This is a genomic window from Psychrobacter pygoscelis (assembly GCF_004335015.1).
Classification (GTDB): domain Bacteria; phylum Pseudomonadota; class Gammaproteobacteria; order Pseudomonadales; family Moraxellaceae; genus Psychrobacter; species Psychrobacter pygoscelis.
In genome coordinates this window covers 71,436-87,000 of sequence record NZ_RQRU01000003.1, presented here as the reverse complement: position 1 = coordinate 87,000, position 15,565 = coordinate 71,436, and the positions used below count along the sequence as shown (strand labels likewise).

Annotated in this window: 14 protein-coding genes; 8 read left to right on the top strand and 6 right to left on the bottom strand. The window is 43.0% G+C overall.

The features are described from left to right. Window positions 1-137 precede the first annotated feature (137 nt). Complete coding sequence (locus EGV92_RS08735) at window positions 138-1,607, top strand: L-serine ammonia-lyase (RefSeq protein ID WP_278248256.1); 1,470 nt, start codon at window positions 138-140, stop codon at window positions 1,605-1,607. A 309-nt stretch (window positions 1,608-1,916) separates the two neighbouring features. On the opposite strand, the gene EGV92_RS08730 is transcribed toward EGV92_RS08735, so the two are convergent. From EGV92_RS08730 to xthA, 3 genes are all read right to left on the bottom strand, one after another. Beyond that, a complete protein-coding gene (locus EGV92_RS08730; protein WP_131668877.1) occupies window positions 1,917-2,330 on the bottom strand; it encodes a DUF4377 domain-containing protein in 414 nt (137 codons plus the stop codon). A gap of 336 nt (window positions 2,331-2,666) precedes the next feature. After that, complete coding sequence (argJ, locus tag EGV92_RS08725) at window positions 2,667-3,893, bottom strand: bifunctional glutamate N-acetyltransferase/amino-acid acetyltransferase ArgJ (protein ID WP_131668876.1); 1,227 nt, start codon at window positions 3,891-3,893, stop codon at window positions 2,667-2,669. A 178-nt stretch (window positions 3,894-4,071) separates the two neighbouring features. Further along, window positions 4,072-4,893, bottom strand: a complete 822-nt coding sequence (gene xthA / locus EGV92_RS08720; protein WP_131668875.1) for an exodeoxyribonuclease III — start codon at window positions 4,891-4,893, stop codon at window positions 4,072-4,074. Window positions 4,894-5,045: 152 nt separating this feature from the next. Here xthA and EGV92_RS13925 point away from each other — a divergent pair, with 152 nt between their 5' ends. The 4 genes from EGV92_RS13925 to EGV92_RS08705 all read left to right on the top strand — a co-directional run bounded on the left by EGV92_RS13925 (window position 5,046) and on the right by EGV92_RS08705 (window position 9,881). Continuing rightward, window positions 5,046-5,201: a hypothetical protein gene (locus tag EGV92_RS13925; RefSeq protein WP_165525597.1), complete on the top strand. Its 156-nt coding sequence runs from the start codon at window positions 5,046-5,048 to the stop codon at window positions 5,199-5,201. 132 nt (window positions 5,202-5,333) lie between these two features. Beyond that, window positions 5,334-5,972: a hotdog domain-containing protein gene (locus EGV92_RS08715; protein WP_131668874.1), complete on the top strand. Its 639-nt coding sequence runs from the start codon at window positions 5,334-5,336 to the stop codon at window positions 5,970-5,972. A gap of 343 nt (window positions 5,973-6,315) precedes the next feature. Beyond that, on the top strand, window positions 6,316-8,004 hold the full coding sequence (locus tag EGV92_RS08710; RefSeq protein ID WP_131668873.1) for an AMP-binding protein: 1,689 nt from the start codon (window positions 6,316-6,318) through the stop codon (window positions 8,002-8,004). 950 nt (window positions 8,005-8,954) lie between these two features. Next, window positions 8,955-9,881: a hypothetical protein gene (locus tag EGV92_RS08705; protein WP_131668872.1), complete on the top strand. Its 927-nt coding sequence runs from the start codon at window positions 8,955-8,957 to the stop codon at window positions 9,879-9,881. A 236-nt stretch (window positions 9,882-10,117) separates the two neighbouring features. Here the strand turns inward: EGV92_RS08705 and EGV92_RS13920 are convergent, their stop codons facing one another. The 3 genes from EGV92_RS13920 to sohB form a co-directional block, all read right to left on the bottom strand. Beyond that, the gene (locus tag EGV92_RS13920; protein ID WP_165525596.1) at window positions 10,118-10,291 is read right to left on the bottom strand and encodes a hypothetical protein; all 174 of its coding nucleotides are present in this window, start codon (window positions 10,289-10,291) and stop codon (window positions 10,118-10,120) included. 85 nt (window positions 10,292-10,376) lie between these two features. Continuing rightward, window positions 10,377-10,607, bottom strand: a complete 231-nt coding sequence (locus EGV92_RS08700) for an IS630 transposase-related protein (protein WP_131668871.1) — start codon at window positions 10,605-10,607, stop codon at window positions 10,377-10,379. Then, the gene (gene sohB, locus EGV92_RS08695) at window positions 10,585-11,577 is read right to left on the bottom strand and encodes a protease SohB (RefSeq protein WP_131668870.1); all 993 of its coding nucleotides are present in this window, start codon (window positions 11,575-11,577) and stop codon (window positions 10,585-10,587) included. Before sohB ends, EGV92_RS08700 begins: the two co-directional genes overlap by 23 nt. Before the next feature lie 221 nt (window positions 11,578-11,798). Here sohB and aspS point away from each other — a divergent pair, with 221 nt between their 5' ends. The 3 genes from aspS (at window position 11,799) to EGV92_RS08680 (ending at window position 15,525) form a co-directional block, all read left to right on the top strand. Further along, window positions 11,799-13,610, top strand: coding sequence for an aspartate--tRNA ligase (aspS, locus tag EGV92_RS08690; RefSeq protein ID WP_207401771.1), 1,812 nt, complete (start codon window positions 11,799-11,801; stop codon window positions 13,608-13,610). 18 nt (window positions 13,611-13,628) lie between these two features. Then, on the top strand, window positions 13,629-14,609 hold the full coding sequence (locus tag EGV92_RS08685; protein WP_278248255.1) for a lysophospholipid acyltransferase family protein: 981 nt from the start codon (window positions 13,629-13,631) through the stop codon (window positions 14,607-14,609). Between the two features lie 196 nt (window positions 14,610-14,805). Beyond that, complete coding sequence (locus EGV92_RS08680; protein ID WP_131669076.1) at window positions 14,806-15,525, top strand: glycosyltransferase; 720 nt, start codon at window positions 14,806-14,808, stop codon at window positions 15,523-15,525. Window positions 15,526-15,565 lie beyond the last annotated feature (40 nt).

The following is a 15,565-nucleotide window of genomic DNA, read 5'->3' as shown; positions in this document are numbered from 1 at the left end:
ATTATTTATTGATTCCAATTCAGCCGCAGTGATACTCACTATTGCCTTAAGCGTTAACATCCTTGGGGCGACGAAACATTTGGTTTAAATGCATCGCATCAGTTATGCTATGCTCAACTTTTAGGCATCGATATATAATTATGATTAGCGTCTTCGATCTTTTTAAAATTGGCATTGGTCCCTCAAGCTCCCACACTGTCGGGCCGATGGTAGCCGCCAATACATTCCTAGCGGCTCTACAATCGCAGGTTGATCTGGCCTCTGTCCAGCAGATTGAGGTTGAATTATTTGGCTCATTAGCAGCGACTGGTAAAGGTCATGCGACCGACACAGCAATACTTTTGGGACTACAAGGTCATAAGCCTAATACAATTGATACTCGCTATTCTGAGGACTATCTTGCACCCATATATAATGAGCAGCTGCTGTCATTAGCTGGTCAACATAATATTCAATTTGATGCTGAGCGTGATATATTTTGGCATAGTGATATTGTCTTGCCCTACCATCCCAATGCCTTGACCCTACGAGCAATATTTGCCGATCCCGCGGCGAATAGTGATCATACTACGCAGCATCGAGCGACTTTTCAGCAGACTTATTATTCCATCGGTGGTGGCTTTGTCATTAATGAAGCTGACGCTGATAACCCAGAGGTTGATCCTGCCAACCCTTCGATAGGCGCTATCCCCTATCCTTTCAATAATGCAGAAGAGCTTCTCAAGCAGTGCCAAACGCATAATCTCAGTATTAGCGAGCTGGTCATGGCCAACGAATGCCATTACCGTAGCTCTGAGGAAGTGGTCGCTTATCTTGATGATATTTGGGCAGTGATGCAGGCGTGTGTAAGTCAAGGCTGCCAAACCGCTGGCGTCTTGCCAGGTGGTCTAAATGTCAAGCGACGAGCCAGCGCATTGTATCAGCAGTTGACACTAGAGCTGGATCGGCCAGAAGCGAAAAATGACCGCCTTCAAGCCATGGAGTGGATCAATCTATATGCACTAGCAGTGAATGAAGAAAATGCCAATGGTGGTAAAGTCGTGACTGCCCCCACCAATGGCGCCGCAGGAATCATTCCTGCGGTCCTTCATTACTACCGAGACTTCGACGAGAGCTTTAGCGTCAGTGGTGCTCATGACTTTCTACTGGTAGCAACTGCTATCGGTAGCCTTATCAAACAAAATGCCTCTATCTCAGGGGCAGAAGTGGGCTGCCAAGGTGAGGTCGGCTCCGCTTGCTCAATGGCAGCAGGTGCACTGGCACATATCCTCGGTGGTAGTGTGGCTCAATGCCTCAATGCGGCTGAGATTGGCATTGAGCATAATCTTGGCTTAACTTGTGATCCTATTGCCGGTCTGGTTCAAGTCCCTTGCATAGAGCGTAATGCTATGGCAGCGGTGAAAGCTATTAATGCGGCTAGGCTTGCCTACCGCGGTAATGGTGAGCACTGCGTTTCACTCGATAAAGCCATTCAGACGATGAAGCAGACAGGCGAAGACATGTCTGACAAATATAAAGAAACAGCTCGTGGTGGATTGGCCGTTTATGCTGATAGCCGAATACCAACCGCCAGTATTGGGGTAACGGTGAATTATAGTCAGTGCTAGCTTTTTTAATTAAGCTGCCTTGAATAAGCTACTTTGAATAAGATTTTAAGTTTGCTATTGACTGATCGCAGCTGATTGAGGCAAGCCTAAATTTATTCCAGCGACTTTGGATCAAGTCTAAAATGGATTGATTATAGTATTTGGTGCTATATATAGGCACTCCTAGCTACCACGTAAGCTTAATTTGACGAGAGGTTGTGATTAATAGCAGACGCAAAAAAAAGGCCCTTAATTGACATTAAGAGCCTTTTCCTATCTTTTTATTAGTTAAAAAATAACCAATGTTTAAAGACAATTATTAGACACTAACTATTGAACAATAGTAGGCTCAGATACTTTAGAAATTACGTCATTCAAGATCCAAACTGGACGAACTACGCCAGAAGCTTCATCAGCAACTGCTTCTTGACGAACGTCAAGCATATAACGGTAGTTTGGCTCATAAGTGAAGCCTTGGATTGAGCCATTTAACGCATTAAAGTTCTTTTGATGCGCTTGACGGTATTGAATGCACTCTGATTCAACCTTGTCACCTGCGCTATTTACTACTTCACAGATTGCTTTACGAGGGGCGATTTCAACTTTAAAGCTTGAAATTGGTACAACTTTAACTTTCATCGGCTGACCTTCAACAACCATAACTTTTTCGTTAGCTAGATTATTAGTGGCACAGCCAGTTAGTGCAAAAGTAGTCATTAGGGCAGCAATAGCTAGTTTTTTCATAATTTTATCCTCAATAATTAAATAAAAGTCAGCAGGGACGATACTATTATTTTAGGTTTTATATAAGCCAAACTGTCATTTAGATAAATCTGACTTGAGTAAACCTTTACACAGTACCTGCTAACCCTTACCGATAGTAAATTCAAACTTAGTAATACGCTTTATGATATTAAGTCAAATAACGTCTACTAAAAGCTTCATAGTCGCCAGTATAAGCAGGATGGAAAGTATCATCTATAACTGCTTTGTAACGTAACGTCAGATTTTGCAAAAAGATTTTTACTATTGTGTATCAAAACTTTTGACTAAAACTTACGTTAAATAATCCTCACAGCGTTAACTACGATAGTCAGCATTAATCTTGACATAATCATATGATAAATCACAAGTATAGACTGTATCTTGAGAGTCACCACGCGCTAAGTCTATATGGATTTTGATCTCGGGACGGCTCATTACTGACTGACCAGCAGCTTCTGTATAATCTGGAGCCAGACCACCACGCTCACATATAGTCACCTCATCAAGTGCTACATTAATTTTGCTAGTGTCCAAGTCTCTTACTCCAGCATAACCTACTGCTGCTAAGATCCGGCCCCAATTTGGATCGCTGGCGAAGAATGCCGTCTTAACCAGAGGTGAGTGAGCTACCGCATAAGCAACATCACAGCACTCTTTAGTAGTCTCGCCACCCGTCACGGTGACGGTAATGAATTTTGTCGCGCCTTCACCATCGCGCACGATGAGCTGAGCCAAACGTACAAATACTGACTTTAAACCTTGATAAAGTGCTTTGTAATGGGGGTGCTGCTCACTATCGATGCACTCGCCTTCAGCTTTACCAGTAGCAATCAAGGTGCAGCAGTCATTGGTCGAGGTGTCACCGTCTATGGTAATGCGGTTGAATGACTCATTACTCAATTTAGTGAGCATCTCTTGTAGCAGCTTAGCTTCAATATTGGCATCAGTGGCCACAAAACCTAACATGGTCGCCATATTTGGGCGGATCATGCCTGCGCCTTTTGATATCCCAGTAACATGGTACACTTGACCATCATCCATCGTTATCTGCATGCTATCGAGCTTGGCGATGGTGTCTGTAGTACAGATTCCTTTTGCTACTCTGGGCCAGTTGTCAGCACTCAGATTGTCTTTGGCAGCGTCAAGACCCTCTACGATAGCCTTATCATTAAGTGGCTCACCAATGACACCAGTCGAGTAAGGCAATACAGACTCAGGGGTAACTGACAGCTTAGTAGCGACAGCAGCGCATACTGCCTTCGCTCGTCTTAACCCGTCTTCTCCTGTCCCTGCATTGGCGTTACCAGTATTAATGATAAGATAACGCGGGCTAGCCTGCTTAATGTGCGCGCGCAGCAATACCACTGGCGCTGCACAAAAAGCATTACTCGTCGTCACCGCTGCTACTGTAGCAGACTCAGTAATTTCGATCAGTACCAGATCATCTCGGTCTTGATAGCGAACGCCAGCAGCGCTCACTCCAAGGCGGACACCATTAATGGCATAAATCGTATCTGGCGGAGCAATATTTCCTACTGGCATAAGCAATCCTTATTAATTGGTAATTTATAATTTATTAAGGTATTTATGAGGACGGTTTAAAGACTTTATCTTTACCTCAGATATTTGTAGTCAGCTAACTCTCTTAAAGTTATAGCGCTAGTTTGTGAAGGGTAACCCTTGACTCGCTACTGTCAACCATTACAAATCAGCCACTACTCTACTTCGTAAAGTCAAATGCCGACCAGATAGGTGCATGGTCTGACGGCTTTTCCATAGCGCGCAGCTCATAGCTGATACCGGCATCGATACAATGCGACTTAATATCAGGCGTACAAAGAATATGGTCAATACGTAGCCCACGTTTTGGCTCATCATTAAAGCCACGACTGCGATAATCAAACCAGCTAAACTGACTGGCATCTTCTGGATAATGTAAGCGATAGGTGTCAAATAGCTCTTGCGTCATGAGTGTCTCGTACCACTCACGCTCCTCAGGTAAGAAGGAGCAGCTGCCTTTTTTGAGCCAGCGCTTGGCATTGACCTCACCAATACCGATATCAATATCTTGCGGCGCGATATTCATATCGCCCATTACTATTAGGGTTCGACCTTCAGCTTGAAGCTCAGCGATATAGGCAGTCAAGCTGGCATAATAGTCGCGCTTCATTGGGAATTTGGTCTCGTGGCTGCGATTCTCTCCTTGCGGGAAATAGCCGTTTAATACGTCGATACTGCGGCCATCCATCTCATACCTTGCATGAATAAAGCGCTTTTGTGCGTCATCTGCTTCACCTGGAAAGCCTTTTTGGACGAATATAGGCGCTACTTTTGACAGGAGGGCCACACCGTAATGTCCTTTTTGACCGAAGTATTCGACGTGATAGCCAAGCCCCTCTACGGCTGCCAAAGGAAACTGCTCATCGTGAACCTTGGTCTCTTGTAGGCCCATGACATCAGGGTCAATAATATCTTTGACTGCCTCTAACTGATGTTGGCGAGCTCTAATGCCATTAATATTAAAACTGACGAAACGCGTCATTACACATCCTATTCATTTAAATTTATAAAGCTAATTTGGTAATTCTTACTGGTTATTCACTTATTGGAAGTTACTAAAAGAGAGCATTTGCTTATCGCCCGATAAAGCTCAGTAGCGACTAGCAAGATAAGCGTCTGCTATGATACAAGCTTTTGCTAGTTTTCGGTAGCCAACAGCGGGTAGAGTCGCTAGCGGCTTTTGCTCGCATTATGACTCACACTTTACCTATTACCCTTAATCAGGGTATCTTATCGACTCAAAGCATTGATGAAGAGCTGATTCGTAATAGCAAACATGGCGGTTATTGACTCGTTTTTGCGCCATCTTAGCCTTCCTAGCTATTCATGTGCTAATGATGTTTTCAGTCTAGCTCTCTTGTCAGTGTGTCATTCTAACTAAGATAATCCTTATTTTTGAATCATAACGGATCACCACTCTTTATGTCACTTACAGCACCAAGCTTACCTATCTTTAGCTTCCCGTACCGAATATATATCAATCATACTGATGCAGGCGGCATCGTCTATCATGCCAATCATTTAAGCTTTTATGAGCACTGCCGCCGCGACTGGCTAGCCAGCCTAGGACTAGCAGCTTACTTTTTTAACCCCATCAGTGACGCTGATACCTCTAATAATGAGCATGAGCATCGCCCGCATCACTTTGTTGTCACTGAGGCGCAGCTTAAGTATCTTCAGGCCATTGTCTTGGATGAAACCATTATCGTCACCATAGACAATATCCAGGTGCGACCTGCTAGTCTTATATTTGAGCAAAGCATCTACCGATCAGTCAAGCCTGACAGCTGTCAGATAGCTTCTATTAGCGCTGCCCCAAGCTCTAGTAGTATTACACCAACTGCTAAAGCGTTAGACGCATCTGAAAGCCCCATAGAAGACCTACAATATCAAAAATCCCTACTACTTAGTCAAGCTAAGATTACTATTGCTTGTGTCTGTAATGAGCGAATACCGTCAAATAACACGCCCTCTAGTGGCCGTACAGCAACCAATATTCGACCCGCACGGCTGCCTACTCAGCTTCGTGACGCTATTGCGCAAGTATTAAACTATGATTAACCTCTATCCTTATCGCTATTTAACCTAAGATTCAATTCAACCCCATCGAAGTCACTACTTGACCTGCCACAACTTACTGTGAATTATGCTAGTAGAAGCTTTCATGGCTTCATACCAGACGTTTTTATGACTGATATTTGAAAAATATCCGTTACATTGATTACCGCTTTAGTTACAATAGATAATCTTTTTAATATTAAATATCAGCCGTTTATCTTATTAGATAATATTGCTTCAGTACGACTATTGTAGCCACTTTTATTGTGCAAGTTATTAATACTAGTACCCGATAATAGTGCATAAATTGACCGTTCTGTATTTAGTAACACAGGGGACTTTATTTATGGAAAAATTCTGGACAGCACAGTATTTAGATGGTGTCTCACCGACGATTAATTCTGATATCTATCAAAACGCCACAGAGTTTTTTGAAGAATGTTTTAACCGTTACCGCCTACACCCTATCACCACCTGTATGGGGGTGACGCACACTTATGACGATATTGACAAGGCTTCTATTGCTATTGGCGCGTGGCTACAAGCCGAAGGAATACCTAAAGGTAGCGTCGTCGCACTCATGATGCCCAATGTGCCACAGTACTTGCCCACTATGATCGGCATCTTACGCGCCGGTTATATATGTACTCCTATCAATCCTTTATACACCGGTCGAGAGCTGCGACACCAGCTTAATGATTCGGGAGCGCAGACTATCTTTTTGATCGATAATTTTGCTCAAGCCTTAGAGCAGGTGGTTGATGAGACCAATATCGAGCGCATCGTATTGTCTAAAATGGGCGATATGATGGGAATGAAAGGAATGCTCGTCAATATAGTCATTCGTCAAGTCAAGCGCTTAGTGCCCAAATATAAGCTCAATAACAATAAGCATACTGTACATAGTTTTTCATCAGTATTAAAAAAAGGCCGTAATACACCACTAAATCAACCACGTATGGATCAAGATAAAACGGCGATATTACAATATACTGGTGGTACGACCGGATTATCAAAAGGCGCCATTTTATCCCATAAAAATATTATCTCTGCTGCGCTACAGTCCGAAACCTGGTATCGACCGGCGACACGAGATATCAATCAGGTATATATCAATATGGTTATGGCGCTACCGCTGTATCATATCTTCGCTTTTATGATGGCCTTATTGGGAATGCGGGCGGGCTATACATTCATACTCGTCCCCAATCCACGCGATATGCCAGAGTTTGTCAAAACTTTATCAAAACAGCCCTTTCATATCTTCCCAGGAGTAAATACTCTATTTAAGGGGCTACTCGAGCAGCCTAACTTTAGCCAGTTAGACTTTTCTTCATTAAAAGTGACTCAGGCAGGCGGTATGGCCGCTACAGAACAGACCGCCCAACAGTGGCTTAAGACGACAGGTTGTCCGATGGTGGAAGGTTGGGGTATGACAGAGGGCGTCGCCGTCGGTACTGCCAACAATATCACTGACAAAGAGTTCAATGGCACCATTGGCCTACCAGGTGTCAATGTGGATGTTGTGATACGCGATGATAATGATCAAGATGTGGGCTTTAATAAGCCAGGCGAGCTTTGTATTAAAGGGCCGAATGTCACCTCAGGCTACTACAAAAAGGACAATACCCCCTACTTTACTGCTGATGGCTATTTTAAGACGGGCGATATCGTTAGTATGGATGAGCGCGGCTATATCACCCTCCTTGATCGCAAAAAAGACATGATTTTGGTATCTGGCTTCAATGTCTTCCCTAATGAAGTGGAAGAAGTCATGTTAGATTGCCCAGGCGTTAGTGATGTTGCCGCCATCGGTATTCCTAATGAGCGTCAAGGCGAATCTGTCAAACTATATGTGGTACGTCAAGATCCACAGCTAACTAAAGCGGCAATCAGAGACTTCGCGCTAGACAATCTAACCGGATACAAGTGCCCACGTTATATTGAGTTTATCGATGAATTGCCGAAATCTAATGTCGGTAAGGTGCTGCGGCAGAAGTTACGAGAAAAACATCAGTTAGAAAACGGCTCTTAACAGGATATGTGCCTCTCACTATCATTAATAATTTCAAGTCATTAATTAGTTTTTAGCCCTGTATCAATAAAAAGCCCCGTTACTTAAGGTAACGGGGCTTTTTATTGATACGTGTAATAATCTCAAACTACTGGAGTAATTACCCAAAAAATAATAAGAGAGATCAAAATGAATAGTACATCCTAGTTTGATCGACAAGAAGATATTAATAGTTGATTGCGGTGCTATCGATATGTAGTGGTCAAATAAATTTAGACAATGGTTAAGAGGTTTTAATTGAAGTAGCGTTTCTCTTTCTCTACTGGGGGCAGATAGTTGTTGCAATATGGCCTATTTTTCATACTCAGAATTAAGAGCAAGCACTAAAGTTAGCTCAATAAGATAGATATTAAAAAGCTAACGATATACTTAGCTCAAGTTATTGGGCAAAGTACGACGTCAGATAAGTCGATAAAAACCAATTTAGTATTATCCTAAAAACTGAGTATTAATATTGAGCTTTTAGGATAATAGGACTGGCTAATATGTACCATTAGCAACCGATAGTCCTATCGTAAACACCATACGCTGCCAGCCTATATATAGCCATAACAAAGTACTTTTTAGCTATGAACTTCTGAAGTCCAAATAATCATTTGAGGAAATAATATTAGCAAGTATATGGCCGAACATTGTTAAAAGCATAATATCAAATGTCATCATCATAGAAATTTAAAGTAGTTACTAACTAAAAAAATAATAAAACAATCTATCTCGACCTATTTACGCAAATTTTTCTGCCATTAAATTAACTCTAGCTTGAGCTTGCAATGCGTCATGGCGGTTCGAAACAAACGCTCTAGTAAAAACTTAATAACTCAAAGAGCTACTGAAGTATCCTAAATAATAAGTTGGTATAACACCACACATCTCAAATTCGGCAGTACTAGTTAGTAAGGAAGGAAATGGTAATGGTTTATATTTTTGGTGTAATAAAGAAATCTCTAGTGACAACATCGTTTTTATTAAAAATCATGTTACCTATGATGCTTCTTTCACGAATTCTAGAATTAGCTGGAGTAGCAGGTTGGTTAAGTGAACTTCTCTCACCCCCTTTAGCAGCTATGGGGTTACCAGGTGAGGCAGGAATAATATGGGCAATCACCTTATTGACGAATCTCTATGGTGGGATTGGTGTATTAGTGACACTACTTCCTACTAATGAACTAACAATTGGACAACTAAGCATTCTTAGCTCAGTTATGCTTTTTGCGCATGCTCTGCCAGTAGAGCAGGCTGTTGTTAGAGCAGCTGGAGCTAGTGCAATATTTACAGGACTACTGAGGGTATTTGCTGCAATGACCTATGGTATTTGCGCAAATTATTTATTTAATTTTTTTGGCATTATGCAAGAACCAGTGAGTGTTAGTTGGATGCCAGAAGCTTCAGTAGATGACAGCTGGCTTCACTGGATAAAAGGGACCATTAAAATAATGATTCTAATGTTCATTATTATAACAGCAATAAATTTTGCAATAGATTTTCTTGAGCGGGTGGGTATTATTAAATGGCTCTCTCGGCAACTAGAACCTTTTATGAGAATTACAGGTCAGAATCCTCTGTTAGCGCCCATGACCACCATAGGGTTACTTCTTGGCCTCTCATACGGTGGTGGACTAATTATGCAGAAGGTCAGTGAAGTAAAATTTAGTCGAAGAGACTTATTTATGTCCTTAAGTTTTTTATCCCTTTTGCACTCCTTGATTGAGGATACTTTAATCATGTTTTTGCTTGGTGCTGATATCTGGGTCATTCTTTTCGGTAGGATGTTATTTGCAATACTACTTTTAGCTTTACTTTCTAAAATAGCAGATTACTTTTTCTTTAAAGAAGCTTAACGAACCACTTCATAATTAAGATTATAAATTTGACCTTATAAGTTAACGAATAAAGAGACTCGTAGGAAATAAGTAAGTCTCGTAGGAAATAAGTAAGTATAGCCAGTAACGCTCTCCCCTTGCACTCGGGCAAAGCAGTGCTTTGCTACATCCTCGCTCATATCCATCACGATGACACATTGTCGATTGAGCGTTAGAATCAAGGTGAGTTTTTTAAATCAATGGTAAACCGTCTTCTAATTGATGTTGGTTTTGAAGTAGTCAACGGCAAACAAAGCCTTATGGTATAGAGCGCCAGTAATATTGGTTTTACTTCTTTGTCGCCAGTTGTACTTGTCGCTGCATGGTTGACCTTGTGGGTTGTAGCCAAAAGTTCGTAATACTTCCGTCTCAAAGCCACTCTCATCCATATAAATGATGGAGTAGCCTTGACGTTTATAATACTTAAGTTTTAGCTGACACCCTAATCGTTTCAGCCCGTTTGCCTTAGGATGTTCAAGGCATTTTGTTACGGGTATAGCCAAGCCGTTTCATGGCACACGCTATGCCAGATTTACTGTAACCAAGTCGAGCCGCTCGTTCGTAATGGTAAGCATCAGGATAATCAATAATGTCCTGTTTAAGCGCTTCATCCGCTATTTTACGCGGCGACCTGTTAGGCAGCTTAATACCAATATCTTTATTCCAACTGACTATAGATAAGCTAGCGACTAAATCGGCTGTCACTGTCTAGCTGAGCCATTAGCTCTGGCAGCTTTTGCGCAGCGCTAGTTATCGTAGAGTTGACTAGCGTATTCACTGCTGTCTGCGCCGCTCCAGCAAAGCCTAGCTTCTCAGCCAGGGTAGGCTTCTGTCTGGAATGCAGGGCATAGACCTCATGGTCTTCCATAAGCTCTAATAAATAAGCATCCGAGGTCTTAAGCTCGTCTACCAAGTTTAAATGCAGGGCATCCTCACCGTACCAGTGATCGCCATTAGCGACTTTATCCAACTCAAGCTTGGGGCGATAAGTGTTAACAAAGTGTTTGAATAAGGTATGCGTCTGCTCTAGCTCTTCTTTATATTTGGCACGATCTTTATCATCATTTTCACCAAAAACCGTAACCGTACGTTTATAATCGCCCGCGGTAAACATCTCATAGTCGATGTCATGGTTTTTGAGCCATTTATGGAAGTTTGGTAGTTGTGAGACCACCCCAATAGAGCCGATGACGGCAAAAGGGGCAGCTAGGATATTATCTGCTACACAGGCCATCATATAGCCGCCACTTGCTGCTATCTTATCCACACAAACGGTAAGTGTCAGTCCAGACTCTTTTAGGCGAACCAGCTGCGCTGCTGCTAGTCCATAACCGTGGACCAGCCCGCCACCTGACTCTAGGCGCACGACGACTTCATCCCCTTTATTGGCAGTGCTGATAAGGGTACTGATCTCTTCGCGCAGATGCTTGACCCCACTTGCTTTTAGATCACCATCAAAATCCAGAACGAATACTCTCTTATCTTTATCACTGTCTTTGCTGCGTGCTTTGTCTTTTAGAGCTTTCTTTGCTTTTTTGGCCAAGCGTTTTTTGAGTTGTTTCAGCCCGTGCTTATCGCTCATGGCTTCCAAAAGGTCTTTTCGGCGCTGCGCCTGATTTTTATTTAAGTGGATAACTTTGAGTTCAACAGGGTTTTTTGGCGGATGGAACAACATAATGAGAGTCCTTTTAAAAGGTATTACAGTTATTACGACTTATTATTTAGTCATCGTTTATTCAAGGTTATCGTCCTAATATGCGACTCGCTTGAATGAATTTCAAGGGCACGCGGTTGTATCAAAGCATAAGATTGGGCATAATGGTCGTTTGATAAAAATTCCTATTTTTACTTCTTGTTTATTTATTTTGTATTCAATTGAATGTGGACGACAAATTTATGATGCGTAACGAGTATTGCGGAGCAGTCACCGAACAGCTGCTAGATCAGACTATTACGGTAACCGGCTGGGTGCATCGCCGCCGAGATCATGGCGGCGTTATATTCTTGGATATGCGCGACCGCGAAGGCATTTTACAGGTTGTTGTTGATCCTGACACCCCTGAAGCTTTTGCTACCGCAGATGCAGTTCGACCTGAGTATGTGCTAAAGATTACTGGCCGCGTTCGCCGCCGTTATGAAGGCACGGAAAACCCAAATATGACCAGCGGTCAGATTGAGTTATTGGGTAAAGAGATTGAAGTCTTGGCTAAATCTGAGACACCGCCATTCCCATTGAATGACGACAATACAACGGTCTCAGAAGATCTGCGCCTTAAATATCGTTATCTCGATATGCGTCGCCCTGAGATGCAAGAGCGCATGATGTTCCGTGCTAAAGCCACCTCAACCATCCGCAGATACCTTGATGATCATGGTTTCTTGGATGTTGAAACGCCGATTTTAACTCGCGCTACGCCAGAAGGCGCTCGTGACTATCTTGTGCCATCACGGACTCGTCCAGGTAACTTCTTTGCCTTGCCACAATCTCCACAGCTATTTAAGCAGCTGTTAATGGTTTCCGGCTTTGATCGCTATTATCAAATCGCAAAATGCTTCCGTGATGAAGACCTTCGAGCCGATCGTCAGCCTGAGTTCACTCAGGTGGATATTGAGACATCATTCTTGTCTGAAGAAGAAATCATGGACATTAATGAAGGTCTTATCCAAAACCTATTTAAGACTATGCTTGACGTCGACTTGGGCAAATTCCCCCGCATGACCTACGCTGATGCTATGCGTGACTATGCTTCTGACAAGCCAGATCTACGTATTCCTCTAAAGCTGATTGATGTCGCCGACCTTATGCAAGGCGTTGACTTTAAAGTATTTGCTGGCCCAGCTAATGATCCTAAAGGCCGTGTTGCCGCACTGCGCGTACCGAATGGTGGTTCATTATCACGAAAGCAAATTGACGAATACACCAAATTTGTAGGAATTTACGGCGCTCGTGGTCTAGCCTATATCAAAGTCAATGATGCTAGCAATATTAATAATGGCGTGGACAAAGAGTCTGGTCTTCAGTCGCCTATTATCAAGAATATGAGCGATGACGTCTTGGTTAGTTTAATCGAGCGTACAGCTGCACAAGACGGTGACATTATCTTCTTTGGTGCTGATAAAGCTAAGATTGTTAATGATGCGATGGGTGCTCTTCGTCAAAAGATTGGTCTTGATTTAGACTTGACCACTTGTGAATGGGCGCCACTTTGGGTCACCGACTTCCCAATGTTTGAAGAGACCGACGATGGCAACTGGACCTCAATGCACCATCCGTTTACTAAGCCTAAAGGCTCGGTCGATGAGCTAAAACAAAGCCCAGAGACAGCATTGTCAATCGCTTATGACATGGTCTTAAACGGCACTGAGATTGGTGGTGGTAGTCTACGTATCAATACGGTAGAGATGCAAAAAGCAGTATTTGATGCCTTAGGTATCTCCGATGCCGAAGCCAATGAGAAATTCAGCTTCTTACTAGATGCGCTAAAATTTGGTGCGCCGCCTCATGGTGGTCTCGCCTTTGGTCTTGATCGCTTGATCATGCTCATGGTGGGTGCTGGCTCAATTCGCGATGTTATCGCCTTCCCTAAAACCAAAACGGCTGATTGCCCATTGACTCAAGCCCCAGCAGAAGTTGATAGCAAGCAGCTTCGCGAGCTTGGGATTCGGACCCGTGAAAAAGCCACTACCGAAGGCAAGCCTAATGCTTAGTATCCGGTAGATATCGGCATACTTCGTTATTACTGCCAACGATTATTTATGAATCCATTTTCAATCTTCAAATTCGTGCCACTGTCTGTTTTACAGATGCTGGCACGTTTTGTCGCTCGGGCTATCTTAAATCGTCCGAGCTTAAGCGTGGTGCGAACCATCAGGATTAATTTAAAACTGGTACATCCAGAGATGGCCGATGACGAGATTGACAAGTTAACGCGTCAGATTGTCTTCAACCAATGCTTGAGTAGTGTTGAGTCGGTAAAGTGTTGGGCTATGCCATCTGAGTGGAGCCTAAAGCAAATTCGTGAAATTCACAATCAAGAGCTACTAACCGCCGCCTTTGATAATCCTAATGGTATGCTGGCCATCGTTCCTCATCTTGGTACTTGGGAGATGATGAACGCTTGGCTCAACCAATTTGGTGCACCTACTATTATGTATAAGCCAGTCCAAGGTCAGATTAGTAATGATTTTGTCTTGCGCGGTCGTCAACGCCTAAATGCAACGCTAGTGCCTACTGATGCGACTGGCGTCAAAGCTGTCTTCAAGACGCTAAAGCAAGGTGGCTTTAGTATTATCTTACCCGATCACGTCCCTGACCCTTCTGGTGGGGTTATTGTGCCATTTTATGGCGTCAACACCTTAACCAGTACGCTAACACCAAAGCTGGCTGCTAAGACCAAATGCTCGCTGGTCGGGCTAGCCTGCGTCCGTAGACAAGATGGTGAAGGCTTCGATATTCACTGCTATGATCTCAACGATGAATCTCTCTATGACCGTAATGTAGAGGTAGCTACGACAGCGCTTAACCGCGCTATTGAGCATATTATTAATGATAACTTTACCCATTATATTTGGGGTTATCGACGCTTTAAACGCCTGCCAGACTTGGGCAACCCTTATAAGAGTAGTAGCAGCGATCTTGAAGCGTATCGTCAGCAGCTAAAGATGAGTGCAACGGCCAGTAGCGACCCTGATATGGAGCAGTCCTAATATCTGGTCTCTTTTAAGGACAGTCAGCGTGACGGTTATCTAGATAACTGTCTCATCATTCTAAACTCCTTCGCATCTCCCTTCCTATTAAGGATATTCTATGTCGATAGTGTCATCCTCACCCTCTAATCACACCCTAAAATCCGCAGCCACATCGGAAGATTCAACAACACAAGAGAATCGCTACGTTATCTGCATGAAATGGGGCGATAAGTATGGCGCTGAATATGTCAACCGTCTCTATAATATGGTCAAGCGGCATCTTAGTTTAGACTTTGAGATGATTTGCTTAACCGATGATGACAAAGGTATCGATCCCCAAGTGCGATGCTATCCTATCCCAGAATTAAACTTGCCAGCTGGACTGCCTGAGCGCGGTTGGAAGAAGCTTACTACTTTTGCACCGCAGTTATACAACTTAAAAGGCGTGGCGTTATTTTTGGATATTGATATTGTCATTGTCGATGATATCGATTGTTTTTTTGACTATGAAGCAGCTCATGAAGACAGCGTCGTCATTATACGTGACTGGAAAAAACCTTGGCGTATGGTAGGCAATAGCTCGGTTTATCGATTCAAGATTGGTCAAAACACCTACCCTAACCTTCTAAATAACTTTGAGCAGAATTTTGCAAAGATTAGCGGTGAGGTACGTCATGAGCAAGCTTATCTGTCTAACTACCTGCGTGAACACCATCATTTAGAATACTGGGACAAGTCATGGTGTGTGAGCTTTAAGTATCAGTGCATTCAGCCATTTCCATATAGCTTTATCAAAGCTCCTAAATTGCCTGCTAATGCCAAAATCGTTATCTTTCACGGCGAGATTAACCCTCCAGACGCCATTCAAGGTGGCGGCGGTAAGTGGTATCGTCATGTCAAGCCTAGTCCTTGGCTAAAGGATTACTGGCAATAGTATCTATTGCTAGGTTGTACATTTGGCTTACCTTAACGCT